Source organism: Myxococcales bacterium (genome assembly GCA_016712525.1).
Classification (GTDB): Bacteria; Myxococcota_A; Polyangia; order Polyangiales; family Polyangiaceae; genus JAAFHV01.
In genome coordinates this window covers 1146764-1160470 of sequence record JADJQX010000008.1, presented here as the reverse complement: position 1 = coordinate 1160470, position 13707 = coordinate 1146764, and the positions used below count along the sequence as shown (strand labels likewise).

Annotated in this window: 14 protein-coding genes; 8 read left to right on the top strand and 6 right to left on the bottom strand. The window is 69.3% G+C overall.

The window, feature by feature from the left end; all coding sequences use genetic code 11:
- Positions 1–18: 18 nt before the first annotated feature.
- The gene (locus tag IPK71_34515) at positions 19–816 is read left to right on the top strand and encodes a hypothetical protein (protein ID MBK8218872.1); all 798 of its coding nucleotides are present in this window, start codon (positions 19–21) and stop codon (positions 814–816) included.
- Positions 817–837: 21 nt separating this feature from the next.
- On the opposite strand, the gene IPK71_34510 is transcribed toward IPK71_34515, so the two are convergent.
- The 3 genes from IPK71_34510 to IPK71_34500 all read right to left on the bottom strand — a co-directional run bounded on the left by IPK71_34510 (position 838) and on the right by IPK71_34500 (position 4610).
- Positions 838–1842 (bottom strand): hypothetical protein, encoded by a 1005-nt coding sequence (locus tag IPK71_34510; protein MBK8218871.1) that lies wholly within the window; start codon positions 1840–1842, stop codon positions 838–840.
- Between the two features lie 215 nt (positions 1843–2057).
- Complete coding sequence (locus IPK71_34505) at positions 2058–3419, bottom strand: thioredoxin fold domain-containing protein (GenBank protein ID MBK8218870.1); 1362 nt, start codon at positions 3417–3419, stop codon at positions 2058–2060.
- 507 nt (positions 3420–3926) lie between these two features.
- Complete coding sequence (locus IPK71_34500) at positions 3927–4610, bottom strand: tetratricopeptide repeat protein (protein MBK8218869.1); 684 nt, start codon at positions 4608–4610, stop codon at positions 3927–3929.
- 235 nt (positions 4611–4845) lie between these two features.
- Here IPK71_34500 and IPK71_34495 point away from each other — a divergent pair, with 235 nt between their 5' ends.
- Genes IPK71_34495 through IPK71_34485 form a run of 3 tightly spaced genes read left to right on the top strand, consistent with a single transcriptional unit; the run spans position 4846 to position 7049 of the window.
- Positions 4846–5181, top strand: a complete 336-nt coding sequence (locus IPK71_34495) for a hypothetical protein (GenBank protein ID MBK8218868.1) — start codon at positions 4846–4848, stop codon at positions 5179–5181.
- Positions 5169–5462 (top strand): hypothetical protein, encoded by a 294-nt coding sequence (locus tag IPK71_34490; GenBank protein MBK8218867.1) that lies wholly within the window; start codon positions 5169–5171, stop codon positions 5460–5462. Before IPK71_34495 ends, IPK71_34490 begins: the two co-directional genes overlap by 13 nt.
- A gap of 57 nt (positions 5463–5519) precedes the next feature.
- Entirely contained in the window at positions 5520–7049 is a 1530-nt protein-coding gene (locus IPK71_34485; protein ID MBK8218866.1) for a M48 family metalloprotease, read from the top strand.
- A 7-nt stretch (positions 7050–7056) separates the two neighbouring features.
- Here the strand turns inward: IPK71_34485 and IPK71_34480 are convergent, their stop codons facing one another.
- Positions 7057–7431 carry a hypothetical protein gene (locus IPK71_34480; protein ID MBK8218865.1) on the bottom strand — a complete coding sequence of 125 codons (375 nt, stop codon included), beginning with the start codon at positions 7429–7431 and terminating at the stop codon, positions 7057–7059.
- Positions 7432–7510: 79 nt separating this feature from the next.
- Between IPK71_34480 and IPK71_34475 the strand changes: the two genes are divergently transcribed.
- Positions 7511–9448 (top strand): CRTAC1 family protein, encoded by a 1938-nt coding sequence (locus IPK71_34475; GenBank protein ID MBK8218864.1) that lies wholly within the window; start codon positions 7511–7513, stop codon positions 9446–9448.
- 33 nt (positions 9449–9481) lie between these two features.
- On the opposite strand, the gene glyQ is transcribed toward IPK71_34475, so the two are convergent.
- Complete coding sequence (glyQ, locus tag IPK71_34470; protein MBK8218863.1) at positions 9482–10390, bottom strand: glycine--tRNA ligase subunit alpha; 909 nt, start codon at positions 10388–10390, stop codon at positions 9482–9484.
- Positions 10391–10483: 93 nt separating this feature from the next.
- Positions 10484–11233: a hypothetical protein gene (locus tag IPK71_34465; GenBank protein MBK8218862.1), complete on the bottom strand. Its 750-nt coding sequence runs from the start codon at positions 11231–11233 to the stop codon at positions 10484–10486.
- A 94-nt stretch (positions 11234–11327) separates the two neighbouring features.
- Between IPK71_34465 and IPK71_34460 the strand changes: the two genes are divergently transcribed.
- The 3 genes from IPK71_34460 to IPK71_34450 all read left to right on the top strand — a co-directional run bounded on the left by IPK71_34460 (position 11328) and on the right by IPK71_34450 (position 13699).
- A complete protein-coding gene (locus IPK71_34460; GenBank protein ID MBK8218861.1) occupies positions 11328–11945 on the top strand; it encodes a uracil-DNA glycosylase in 618 nt (205 codons plus the stop codon).
- Entirely contained in the window at positions 11942–12571 is a 630-nt protein-coding gene (locus tag IPK71_34455; GenBank protein MBK8218860.1) for a TetR/AcrR family transcriptional regulator, read from the top strand. Before IPK71_34460 ends, IPK71_34455 begins: the two co-directional genes overlap by 4 nt.
- Positions 12572–12772: 201 nt before the next feature.
- Positions 12773–13699, top strand: coding sequence for an alpha/beta fold hydrolase (locus IPK71_34450; protein MBK8218859.1), 927 nt, complete (start codon positions 12773–12775; stop codon positions 13697–13699).
- Positions 13700–13707 lie beyond the last annotated feature (8 nt).

Below are 13707 nucleotides of genomic sequence, written 5' to 3'. Positions count from 1 at the left end.
GTGCGGAACATGATGCGGATGCGAGCTGTGGCTCTCGCGGTGTGCCTCGGCCTCGGTGGGCTCGCGGTCGTCGGCTGCGAGCCCTACCAAAACACACGCGTCGGGCGCGGCCAGCTCGCCACCGTCGGCAACCCGACGTACGACGAGCTCTTGAAGAAGGTGCACGCCGAGCAGGTGGGCGCCGAGGGGTGGAACGAACAACGCCGCGACAACCGCAAGGCGCTCGTCGCGAGCCTCGGCCTCTTGCCGCACGCCACGAAGGAGACCATTCTTTCGGCCATTCGCGCGCGCGTGAAGTCGTCGAGCGTGGCCGCCGTACCCGAGGTCGACACGTGCGCCAAAGGCGAGCTCGAGCGCGCCGACAAGGTGCTCTCTCGGGTGGGAAAGTACGAAGAGCTCGCCAAAGAGGCCGACGCGCTGCGCCCCGGCGTGCCGAAAGACTACCCGACCGACGCCTCCAAGCGGCGCGACGCGGAGAACGAGCTCGCGGCCTCGGCCTACAAAATGCGAGAGCTCGTGAAGGAAGCCGAGGAGCACGCGCGCGAAGCTCGCAAGTTCGCCGAAGACCTCGGCCAGACGGTCGGCGCGCAATACCTCCCCAAACAGGCGCCTACCCCGGAGCCCGCGCCCTCGGCCTCGGCCCAAGCGTCGGCGAGCGCCGCTCCCGCGAAAAAACCGCCGCCGAAGGCCGCCCCCAAGCCCGCGCCGAAGCCCGCAGGTGATCCGAAGCCTGCAGGTGATCCGAAGCCCGCGGGCGATCCGAAGCCCGCGCCGAAGCCGCCGCCCAAGCCGAGCGGCGAGGACTTCACGCCCTGAAGTGCTCGGGGGCGCGCGCCGTCACGAGCCGTTGCATGCCTCGGTGCCGTCCGGGCAGAGGAGCTTGTCGGCCACGTGCACACGCTTCGTCGCGCGCGCCGTGCGGCCTGCCACGTCGGTGACCTCGATGGTGATGTCGAGGTCTTTGCCCAAAAAGGGCTTGTGCGCCTCGCCGAGCGCGCCGCCCGCGTCGACCTGGAAACGTAGGCCGTAGAGCTTGCAGTACCCGCCCTCGTCGGGCTCGAAGCCGAACACGAACGCGGCCGGCGTGGCCTTGAGGCCGGTGCCGGGCTGCACCGCGGTGATGAGCGTCCGCGTGCCGGCCTGCTTGATGTTCTTCATGCGGAGCGCCACCCACAGGTGGTGCCCACCCTGCGGCCCGCGCTCGAGGCGGAGGGTCTCGCCGTCGGTGAGGTTACCGTAGTCGGTCTGGCCCTTTCCGAGCACGACCTCGGGGGCGCCGGCGTTGGCCGGGCGGCAGATGTCCGGCTGGTTCACCGGCCAGTCGGTCGCGTAGGGCTCGAGCGCGGCCTCGGGCACGTCGGGCGAGACGCAGCGCCCGCCCCGGCACGTGTCGCCCGTGCACACCGCCGCGGAGGTGCCCGGGGCGACGACACACGCGCCCTCGAGCGCGAGCCGGAGCAGCCGCTTCTCGCGCGGGATCACGGTGACGGCGCGCCGCCTCACGAGCTCCGCGCTGGCCGTCGAGCCGAACGTCGTCCCCGTGCCGACCACCTCGACCTCGACCTTCGCGCCGGGAGCGCCCTCGAGCACGAGCTCGCGCGGGAAAGGGATGATCCCGTTCGCGTCGCGCGTGATGCGCTCTTCTTTGGCGACCTTGCCGTCGACCTTGGTCGACACGGTCACTTCCGAGAGCAAGGTGCGGAGCTCGTCGCCCTGGAGGCCTACGACGAGCGACGATGCGGCGGGCGGATCGGCGTCCGGGCTGCACGCGAGCGCGAGCCCCACGGGCGTGACGGCGAGCGCGAAGCGGACGAGCGAGCGGAGGGGGGCCGAGCGAGGCATGCCACCTTCCGTTGCATTCCGTGTGCCGTAGGGTGCCGAAGCTAAAATCGCATGTTGTTTCATGGGTTTGTCGTAGGGCGCGCTGCGGGGGGCATGGCGCGCGGATCCGCCCTCGTGGCACAGGATGCCCGTGCGAAGGCGGCCCGAAACGAACACGGGCGAACCCCGAGAGGTCCGCCCGCATCGACGCGACGTTCAGCGCGAACGGACGCCCGTCACTGCACCTTCTTGAGGGCCTCGACGAACTTCTCGGGGGGCACGAACTCGTTGAAGCGCGTGACCTCCTTGCCGGTGCTGTCGATGAGGATGAGCACGGGGAGCCCGACGATCTTGTACTTGGCCGAGAGCTTCTTCACGGTCTCGTCCTCGTCGTCGGTCGCGTCGACGTGCACGGTGGAGTAGCGCGAGGCCTCGCTCCGGACGCGCGCGTCGGGGAAGGTCTGCTCCTCGAGCTCCATGCAGGCCTTGCACCACGTGGCGCCGAAGTCCACGAGCACGGGCTTTTTGTCGGTCGCCGCCTGCGCGATGACCTTCTCGGCGTCTTCCTTCTGGGCCCAAGCGATCTTGGGCGCGTTCGGGTCGACCGCGATCTCCTTGGGGGCGTTCAGCCACGAGATGAAGAGGAACGCGCCCGCGACGGCCGGCACGATCGACGCGAGCTTCATCGGCTTCGACAGGTGCGCGATGGGCGACTTGCGTCGCTCGGCGAGCACGTGCACCGTGCCGAGCGCGATGCCGATCAAGAAGAGCACGCCGACGCCGACGCCGAAGATGGTCGACGGCATGATGATCTTCTTGGCGATGGCCGGGTTCGAGTCCCGGATGTAGGCGAAGGCCATGTAGGCGAGGCCGACGCCGCTCGCCCACTTGATGCCCATCATCCACGCGCCACCCTTCGGCATGTTCACCGCGAACGTGCCGGCGATGAAGAAGAGGATGCCGAGGCCGAGCGCGAACGAGAACATGCAGATCGCGCCGAGCGCGACGTTCTTGGTCGTGGCGATCCAGGTGACCATGCCCGTCATGAACGGGCCGGTGCAGGGCGCGGCGACGAGGCCCATGACGAGGCCGAGCACGAACGCGCCCCGGAAGCCGACGCCACCGACGCTCGAGAGTCGGTTGTTCATGCTCGAGGGGAGGGCCATCTCGAACGCGCCGAACATGGACGACGCGAGCGCGAGGAAGACGAGGGCGAGCACGCCGACGACCCACGGGTTCGACAGGGCCGAGCCCATGAGCTTGCCCGAGAGCGCCGCGCCGATGCCGAGCGGCGTGAAGAGGCACGCGATGCCGAGCACGAACGTGGCCGACAGCGCTGCGCCGCGCAGACGCGACTGCGACTCGGTCGCGCCGAAGATGGCCACCGTGATGGGCACCATGGGGAAGACGCACGGCGTGAGCGCGCTGATGAAACCGAAGGCGAACGACATGCCCGCGGCGACGATGGGGCTTTGCGAGGCGTAGCGCTCGAACGCCGACGTGTCGGACCCGTCCGCCGCGAGCGCGAGGCTCGGCAGGAGGAAGAGCGCGATCAACGTGGCGACCATGACGAGCCTCACGGGATAACGGCGATTCACGGGGTCTGGCCTCCTTCGGTGCATCACTTCCGAAACGATAGCAAACGTGGCGCGCGGCAACGAAGAGTCTCACGCAAAGTTCGTGCTGCGAGCGATGGCACGACACGCGGCGCGTGCGCCTACGAGGAGAGAACGTCGGGAGATGTAAGACGTTCGCGCGCCGCTCGAGAAAAATAGGTGTTTCGCACGTCCACCTCGTCGCGTGTCGTCGGGCCGCGGGACATGCGGGCTGGGCGTTCCGACCTCCTGGGATCCGTAGGATCCACCGCTCGCGTCAGGTGAGGGAGGGCCGCGCACCCCTATGCATGTAGACTGCATAGATCACGGACGAGCCCCTGCGAAGGTGCAGGATGCACAGGATGTCCGTGCACGAAACGCAGCGCCGAGGATCGCGACGGCCGCTCCAAATCGGCGGGCTTTGCGCGAACGGCGGCGGCGGAGGACAGCGTCCCCCGATGACAGGTCAGCCTAAATCAGCGGTCTTGATCGAAGATCATGACCGCCGATTTAGTTCGCGGCCATCTTCGCGAGCGTCGAACGGGCCATCGTGAGCTCCCCCCGGAGGGCCAAGGCGAGGCTCGCGCGGCCCGACTCGCTCCGCCGCACGAAGGCCGAGAGGTAGGCTCGCGCGGTCTCCCAGTCGTTCGAGGCGTAGGCGAGCTGACCGAGCACGAAGCGCCCGTACCCTTGCCCGCACGGGGCCTCGGATAGCTCTTGGACGATGGCGTCGAGGTCGGGGACCGGGAGTCTCTGTGCGAGGCGCACGAGCGCGAGGTGCCCACGGAAGAGAGGTTTTTCGTTCGTCCCCCAGCGGGCGGCCCGTTCGAGCGCCCGCTCGGCCTCCGCGTGGCGGCCGAGCAGGTAGAGCATGCTCCCGAGCGTCCAGTGGTGGAAGGCGCGACGCGACGCGGGCCCCTTTCGAGCCGCGGCGCGGAGGTGCTGGAGGGCCTCGTCCGAGTGGCCCGCGAGCGAGGCGGCGCGCGCCGCGTCTTGGGCGATCACGTCCGATAGCACCTCGAGGGTGAGGGCCTGTTTCGCCACGTCCAGCGCCTCTTCGAACCGCTCGGCCTCGAAGTGGGCGAGGTAGAGCTGGCGGAGCAACATGGCGTGGGTGGTCTTGTCGAGGCGCGACCGCGACGCGAGGCCCCGACGAGCGAAGAGACCCCGAGAGCGAGCGGACTTCGCCGCCATCGCTTTCTGCAGGTACTCCTCGGGGCTCGCGGTTCGGAGCATTCCTACATGTGTAGCATTCACGTATCTTTCCGCCAGCGGCCTACGTGCGATTTTTGATGAATATCGAGAGATTCCGCCCCACGTTGGACGCGACGCGTGAAGGCCGTTACGCGCCGGGTCGCGCGTCGCGCGCATTTCTCCTAAGAAGCCGGGGTGAACGGGCGTGCCCGCGCCGGACCCGACGATGCTCCCCATGACCCTCGAATCCCAAGACCTCCGTGCGCTCCCGCCCTCCCACGCCGCGCTGCGCCTCGTTCGGGCCGCGGCGCTGCCTCTCGCCTTCTTGGCCACCGCGTGCGGGCACCCCGCGACCGAGGCCGAGTGCCAGCTCGTGGTCGATCGCAACGTCGAGCTCCAAATCAAGGCCATGTCGGCCCCCCCGGGGGACGTCGAGAAGGAGAAGGCCCGCGTGCGCGCCGAGATGGACCCCATGCTGAAGGCGTGTGTCGGCCGGCGCATCACCGACAAGAAGCTAGGCTGCGTGAAGGCCGCGCAGTCGGTGAAGGAGCTCGACGAGTGTTTTCGTTGAGGGAGCCCTTCGCGATCGTGATCGCGGGGCTCGTAGCTTCGCTCGGGTGCAAGGCGCGGGCGACGCCGGCCGACTGCGACGCCCTCGTGCGCCATTTCGCCGAGGTGTCGGCGAAGGAGAGCGGGCTCGACCCGGCCTCCCCCGAGGTCCGCAAGGTGGTGCTCTCCGCCAAAGACGACCCCGACGCCCTCGCGTGCTCGAGCGAGCTCGAGGTGCGCCAGGTCCGATGCGCCCTCTCGGCCACGACGACCGAGGCGATCCTCGGGTGCCTCGAGCGTTGACCGCGACGGCACGGCAAAGGCCTACTCTCGAGCAGCGTGGCCGGGTATTCTGAGCGAATGTCTCGCTTCTTGAGGTGGGTGAGGTTCCTCGCGCGGGCCCTCCTGGCCCTGGCGATGGTCGCGGGGTACTACGCGCTGTCGCTCGTGGTGGCAGCAGGCTCGGTCGTGCTCATCGTGGTGGTGGTCCGCTGGCACGGCCCGACCATCGCGCTCGTCATGCTCGGCGCGCTCGCGGTCCTCAGCCTATGGACGGCCGGGCGTGTCCTCTTCGAGCGTGGAAAGCAGGACGGCGACCTCCCCGGGATCGTCCTCGACCCCGCCGCCGAGCCCGCGCTCTTCTCCCTCGTCGCGGACGTCGCCCGCGAGGTCGGCACGCGCCCGCCGGACGAGATCCGTCTCATCCCCAACGCGAACGCCTTCGTCACCGAGGTCGGCGGAACCTTCGGCTTCGGGCGCAGGCGCGTGCTCGCCCTCGGCTACTTGATCCTGCGGAAGTCCAACCGGTCGGAGCTCGTCGCGACGATCGCCCACGAGCTCGGTCACTTCGTCGCGGGCGACACGGCGCTCGGCCCGCTCGTGCGCCGCGCCCACACGGTCCTCGTGCGATCGATCGTGCTCCTCGAACAGGGCGGGACGGACCACCTCTACGGCGTCGAGGCCGCGCGCGCCGTGCTCACGGCGGCCCTCACCGCGTACGCCAAGCTCTCGCTCCGCGTCTCCCTCGGGGTCGCGCGCCGGCAAGAGCTCGAGGCCGACCGAGTGGCGATTCGCCTCGCGGGGCGGACCCCGCACGTTCGCTTGCTGGCCCGGATCGGCGTCGACATCGTCACGTTGAACGCGTTCCTCGATCGCGAGATCGCGCCCCTCGCGCACGCCGGGTTCTGGCCGAACGCCTTCTGGGAAGGGTACGACGCCTTCGCGCGTGCGACCCACGAAGAGATCGCGCACAAGGTCCGCGGGCGGCAGGCCGACCCTTACGACACGCACCCCTCGCCCGAGGAGCGCGTGAGGTTCGCCGAGGGCGTCGCCGGCGACGATCCCGTGGAAGATACACGTTCCGCGCTCGATCTCTTGGCCGACCCGCATGCGCCCTGGGCGTGCCTCGAAGAGGCCCTCGGCCCGAGTCTAGAGCGCTGCGCTTGGGCCGACGTGCCACACATTCGGGGCAAGCGTGTGTTCGAGACCGCCTCGGAGACCCACCGCGCGTACGCGGCGCTCTCCATCGGTGGCGGATGGGGAGAGGCGGCGAAGGGCGCCATGCGGTGCCTCTTCGCGGAGGGGCCGTACCGCCTCGTGGGGGTGGCCGAGCCCGAGCTTCTCCAGGTGAACGGCCCGACGTGGCATGCGCTCGCTCCGGTCGTGCTGGGCGTATCGCTCGGGTCCGTCGTCGCGATGGCGCTCGTCGAAGAGCGCGGAGGGCGCTTCGTTCACGAGGTCGGGAGAGGGCTCGCCGTCGATCTCGGAGGCACGCGTGTCCGGCCGTTCGAGCTCGCCGAGTCCGCCTCGGCGTCCCGAGAGGCTTTCGACGAGCTCTGGCGCTGGCTCGACGCACCCTTGCCCGAGGCTCCCTCCGCGCCGACGACCTAAGAGGGGGCTACTTCTTCTTTCCTTCGATCGTGTGGGCCGCGCGCGCCGAGAGGCGCTTCTTTCCGCCCTCGAGCGTGGGCTTCGCGGGCACGCCCCAGGCGACGTCGCCTCCGAGCTTGCAGACCTCGTCCTTGAGCTGGCGCAGGCACTCCTCGTCGGACAGGGTCTCGGTGCACACGGCCGTCACGCCACCGATGTTCTCGGTCTGCCCCTTGGGCGCGTCCGCGTACGTGGTCACCTCGCACCCCTCGGCCCGCGCCGGGAACTTCGACGGCGGCCCGGAGGCCCCACAGCCCGCCGCCGAAGCGAGCGTCGCGAGCGCCGCGAGGGCCACGAGCGCGCACGTAACATTCCGGAACTGCGGGAGATTTCGATGGTCCATGGGCTCAGAGTACCGTCTCGCGGGCGTTACGAAAGCACCAATCGAGGGCGCGGGGCTCCCTCCGCGCTACGGTAGGCCCATGTCTCGCCGTGCCCGTGTCCGTCGGTCTGCCTTGGTCGTGCTGGTGCCCGTTCTTTCGCTCGCGCCGGCCTTCGTCGCCGGATGTGCGTCCACCGTCGAGCCCTCGGGCGCGGTGGAGCCGCCCGCCGTCTGCAAGGTGCCGCCTCCTCTGCCTGCGGGGGGCCACTTCGTCGACGCGACCGCCGAGATGGGCCTCGCGGGGGTGACGGGCGGGCGTGTGACGACGGCCGATCTCGACGGTGACGGTCTGCCCGATCTCGTCATCCACGACTTCGGCGGCAAGCGCGAGGGGCTCGTGAAGGTCTTCATGAACCGCGGGGGCAAGCTCGTCGACGAGACGGGAAAGAGCGGTCTCACGGACTCGCGCGAGGGCTCGGGCACGGGCAGGCTCGCGCACCTCACCGTCTTCGGGGACGTCGACAACGACGGTGATCTCGACGCGTTCGAGGGCACCTACCTCGACGGGAAGGAAGAGGCCGCCGCCAAGAACGACCGCAGCGAGGTGCGCCTCAACGACGGCAAGGGCCACTTCACCTTCGCTCCCGAGAGCGACGTGTCGGCCGAACGCCTCCCCACGACCTCGGCCACCTTCCTCGACGCCGACGGCGACGGCCGGCTCGACGTGTTCGCGGGCACGTTCTACGCGTCCGGAGTGCAGGGCGCCGGCAACTTCCTCTACAAGGGCCAGGGCGACGGCACGTTCACGAACGTGGCGCAGGAGAGCGGCGTCCTCCGCGAGCGCTTCCAGGCCGGCGGGCCCGATCGCGAGGCCTTCCTCGCAGGAAAGACCCGCCGCGCGACGTACGGTGTGACCTCGTGCGACATCGACGGCGACGGCGACGCGGACGTGATGGTGAGCGCCTACGGCCGCCAGTGGAACGAGCTCTGGCGAAACCGCGGCGACGGCACGTTCGAAGAGATCGGCCAAGGGACGCCTTTCGCGGCCGACGCCGAGACGCGCTACGAGGACAACGAGTTCTATCGCTGCTACTGCCAGAAGAACCCCGGCACGTGCCCCTCCACCGTGAAGGCCCCGCGCGTCGGGTGCGACAACTCCTCCTGGACGCCCGGGTTCGACGACGCGCCCGCGCGCAACGCCGGCAACACGTTCACCACGGTGTGCGCCGACCTCGACGGCGACGGTGATCTCGACGCCTTCAACGCCGAGATCAAACACTGGCACATCGGTGAGTCGTCCGACGCGTCGCAGCTCCTCAAGAACGACGGAAAAGGCGTGTTTTCCCGGATCCCGAACGCGGAGAGCGGCCTTGCGCGCGAGCACACGATCTCGGACTGGAACGAGGGAGACATCGTCGCGTCGGCGTTCGACTACGACGGCGACGGCAAGAACGACGTCTTCGTGGGCTCGTCCGACTACCCCGAGACGTACGGCCTCCTCTTCCACCAAGAGGCGAACGGAACCTTCCGCGAGGTCGCGCGCTCGGTCGGCATCGACCACTACCACGCGGTCGGAGTGTCGGCCGCCGACCTCGACGGCGACGGCGATCTCGACCTCGTCGTCGCGACGAGCACGGCGCGATGCAGCGGCGACAAGAAGTGCCCCGAGAAGGGCTTCGTGAAGGTGTACCGAAACGAGATCGGCCACACACGGAACCTCGTGAAAATAAGGCTCGTCGGCGGTGGCGCGGGCAAGAGCAACCGCGCTGGTATCGGCGCGCGCGTCACGGTGAGGACCTCGGCGGGCACGTCGGTGCAAGAGGTCTCCGGAGGCTTCGGGCACTTCGGCCTCCAGAACGACACGACGCTCACCTTCGGTCTCGGCGCGGCGTGCACCATCGACGAGATCGTCGTGCGCTGGCCGAACGGGCAGAAGACCACGCAGTCGTTCACGAAGGGCCTCCGCGCGAACGCCCTCCTCGAGCTCACCGAGGGGAGCGACACGGTCGTGTGGAAGCCCTTTCCTGCCGCGAAATGAACGCGTGTACGTAGGGCGAGGTGCGTGCGGCGCCTACTCGGCGGCCTTCGCGCTCTCGCCCTTCAGCAGAGGGAACCCCATGGCCTCGCGCTGCGCGTAGTACGCCTCGGCGACGGCCTTCGCGAGGCCACGCACGCGGCCGATGAAGCGCGCGCGCTCGGTCACGCCGATGGCTCCACGCGCGTCGAGCACGTTGAACTGGTGGGCCGCCTTCGCGACGAAGTCGTAGGCCGGGAGCACGAGCTTCTTCAGCGGATCGTCCGAGCGCGCGAGCAGGCGCTTGGCCTCTTTTTCGTAGGTGTCGAACGCGGCGAAGTGCGCCTGCGTGTCGGCCTCTTCGAAGTTGTACGTGCTCCACTCCCACTCGCTGCGCTTCATGAGCTCGCCGTAGGAGATGCCCGGCGCGTACATGGCGTCGTAGATCGAGTCGACGTCTTGGAGGTACATGCAGATGCGCTCGAGCCCGTAGGTGAGCTCGCCGCAGACGGGTTTGCAGTCGAGCCCGCCGATCTGCTGAAAGTACGTAAACTGGCTGATTTCCTGGCCGTCGAGCCACACCTGCCAGCCGAGGCCCCAGGCGCCGAGCGTCGGTGACTCCCAGTCGTCCTCGACGAAGCGCACGTCGTGGTCGAGGGCCTTCGTCCCGAGCGCTACCAGCGACTCGACGTACTGATCTTGAATGTCGATCGGGGCCGGCTTCAAGATGACTTGGAACTGGTGGAACTGCTGGAGGCGGTTCGGGTTGTCGCCGTAGCGGCCGTCGGTCGGACGGCGCGAGGGCTCGACGTAGGCCACCGCGTAGGGCTCCGGCCCGATCGCGCGGAGGAACGTGTGCGGGTTGTACGTGCCGGCGCCGACCTCCGAGTTGTAGGGCTGCACGATCATGCAGCCGCGCTTCACCCAGAAGTCTTGGAGAGCGAGGACGAGGTCTTGGAAGTACATGGCCACCGCGGCTTCTAGCAGGAAAAGTGGCCTCGCGGGGCGCCAACGGGCCCGCCCCGGGCACCTTCGGGACGGGTCCTCGCGGGGGAGCGCTCAGTCGTCGTCGGGGATGGGCGCGTGGGCGCAGGCGACCCTCGCCGGCCCGCGTTTTCCGCGGTTCTCGTGGCAAAGCTTCCACACGATCCGGTACTGCTCGTGCTGCCCCATTTGGATCGAGTCGACGAACGCCGTGTCGAGCGTGTCGAGGTCGGCCTCGCTGCCGGGCACCGAGAAGGCGCCATCGGGGATCTCTTTGATGATGGGCGTGGCCTTCACGATCGGGTCGGGGGCGTGCCCGTAGATCTCGGAGACGAGCACGATGGGCTTCGCCTTCCCGAAGCGGAAAATGCCGCGAAAATGGCTCGACGAGACGTTCATCGTGGCCTTCTCGAGCGTCTTGCCGGAGGCGTCTTTCGCTTCGATCGTGTGCGAGCCCGAGGGCACCTCGACCACCTTGTGGGACCCCGCCGCGACCTCGGCCACGTCCTTGCCGTCGACGAAGACGTGGGCCGCCGTGGGCCCGCAGTCGAGCAAGACCTTGTTCTTCGAGCCCTGGTAGGCCGCGAACACACCCACGCCGATCGCGATCGGGATGACGACAGCGGCGATCCCGAGGCGGATCGCCAAGAACGGGTGCCGCGCGAAGAAGCTCTGCTGCGGCGGAGGCGTGAAGCCCCCTTGCCCGAACGGGGCCGTGGGACCAGCGCCGTACGGCCCTTGGCCACCGGGCGGCGTGGGGCCGCCGTAGCCGCCATAGGGGGGAGGGGTGTAGGGGTTCTGAGGAGGGGGCCCGCCGTAGCTCATGGCGAGAGCGTAGCCTCCGTCGCGGCGCATGCAAAAGTCACGAACGGGAAAGCTTCTTTCGCCCTCCGGGGTCGACTAGGCTCGCGAGCCGACGATGGTACGGCCGAAAGATCGCCTGATCGCGCTCCACGCCGAGCTCGACGGGTGCAAAGCCTGCCCGAACATGGTGGGCCCCGTGGTGCACGGCGCGCCCGTGATGTCTCCCGTCTTCTTGCTCGGTCAAGCGCCTGGGCCTCGGGAGGGAAGCTTCGGTCGGCCGTTCGCGTGGACCGCCGGGAAGACGCTCTTCCGCTGGTTCGAAGACGCGCTCGGCGATGGTGAGGCGCGCGTGAGGGAGCGCATCTATTTCGCCGCGGTCGCGCGCTGTTTCCCCGGGAAAGCCAAGGGCGGTGGGGACCGAAAGCCCGACCGCGCCGAGATCTCGGCGTGCGCGCGTTTCCTCGCGGGAGAGGTCGACATCTTGCGCCCGAAGCTCGTGCTGCCCGTCGGGGGGCTCGCGATCGCGCAGGTGCTCGGCGAAGAGCGGAAGCTCGCCGAGGTCGTCGGGCACAAGCTCGAGGGGCGCTACCACGGCGTCCCCTGCGACGTCGTCCCGTTGCCCCACCCGAGCGGCGCGTCCACGTGGCACCGCACCTCCCCGGGCAAAGAGCTGCTCGTGCGCGCCCTCGCGCGGGTCGCCGAGCACCCTGCGATCGCGGAGGCCTTCGCGTGACCACGCGGCCCCCGAAGACCGAGCCTCGCGCCTACCACCACGGAGATCTCCGTCGCGCTCTCATCGTGGCCACGAAGGCGATCGTGGAGGAGAGCGGCGCCGAGTCCTTCACCCTCCGCGAGGCCGCCCGCCGGGCCGGAGTGAATCATCGCGCCGCGTACCGCCATTTCGAGGACAAATCGGCCCTGCTCGCCGCCGTCGCCGAAGAGGGGTTCGTCGAGCTCTCGTCGCGCATCGAGGCCGCGCTCGCTCGGGAGCCCGAGGGTGCGAGCTCTCGCCGGCTCATGGCCATCGCGCGCGCCTACGTCGAGTTCGCCTCGCAGAACCGAGGGGCCTACCGCGTCATGGCGGGCCCGCGCCTGAACATCGAGGATCGCTTCCCCGCCCTCGAGGCCGCCATCGGCAAGAACCTCGATCTCGTCCGGCACGAGATCGAGCAGGGCATCGCGCGGGGCAAGCTCCGGAAGGTCGACCCGCTCGACACCACGTTGGCGCTCTGGGCGGCCACGCACGGGCTGTCCACGCTCGTCCTCACGCGGCGAGTGAAGGTGCGGCCGGCCCTCGTCGGCGAGCTCACCGAGCGCCTCCTCGGCGATTTGCTCTCGGGGCTCGCCAAGAAGCGCTGAGCGGACCTCGCGGTCGCCGGTGTCGCACTATGTCACCCGTGGGGACACTTATGTCTCCACCGGAGACACCGATGTCTCCACTGGAGACAAAATCGACCCGTCACCCTTGACCAAGGGCTGGTCGGACCACAAGGTCCATCTCAGATGTCTCCGGTGGAGACATGGCACGTGGTGCCGAAGACCAAAAGAACGAGGCCCGACATGCTGGATCGCCGGTGGGAAGACGAGAACCTTGGCCCCCAGGAGCGCCCCCGCTCGACGCCCGTGCGGCTCGCCGCGAGCGACGGCGTGCCCCTCGGTGCGACGCTCACGTTCGCCACGACGGCCACCCCGATCGGGGTCGTGGTCGTGGCCGGCGCGATGGCCGTCCGCGCGAACCGGTACCAGAAGCTCGCGTCGTCGTTCGCGCGCTCCGGGTATCACGTCCTCACGTTCGACTACCGCGGCGTGGGGGACTCGCTCGAGGGCTCCGTCCGGCGCGTTCGGGCCAAGCTGCACGAGTGGGGCGAGCGCGATCTCGCGGCCGTGCTCGCGCACGCCGACGCGAGGTTTCCGGAGCTCCCGCTCTTCTTCATCGGGCACAGCGTCGGCGGTCAGCTCTTCGGCCTCGTGCCTCCGGGGCGCGTGCGCGCGGCGGCCCTCTTCGCGAGCCAGAGCGGGTACTTCGGCCACTGGGGCGGGCCGGGCCGGGCCGCGATGGCGGCGATTTGGCACGTGCTCGTGCCGGGCCTCACCGGCACCTTCGGGTACCTCCCGATGGGCGCGCTGGGCCGCGGCGAGGACGTCCCCCGTGGGGTGGCGCTCGAGTGGGCGAGCTGGGGCAGGGATCCTCGCTACTTCGGGCGTTTCGTCGACGCGAAGGCCGACCAATCGCGCTACTTCTCGTTCGAGGGGCGCATGAAGCTCTATTCGTTCTCGGACGACCCGTACGCGCCGAAGCGAGCCGTTTCGGCGCTCCGCAAGGCGTATTCGCGTGCGTCGGTCGAGCACCTCCACATCGACCCGAAGGACGTACGCAAGAAGCGCATCGGTCACTTCGCGCTCCTTCGCCCGTCCTTCGAGGACACCCTCTGGGCGTCGGCCAAGGCGCTCTTCGCGGAGGCGCGGTCCGAGGCCGAGGCCGCGTGAGGCGCTCC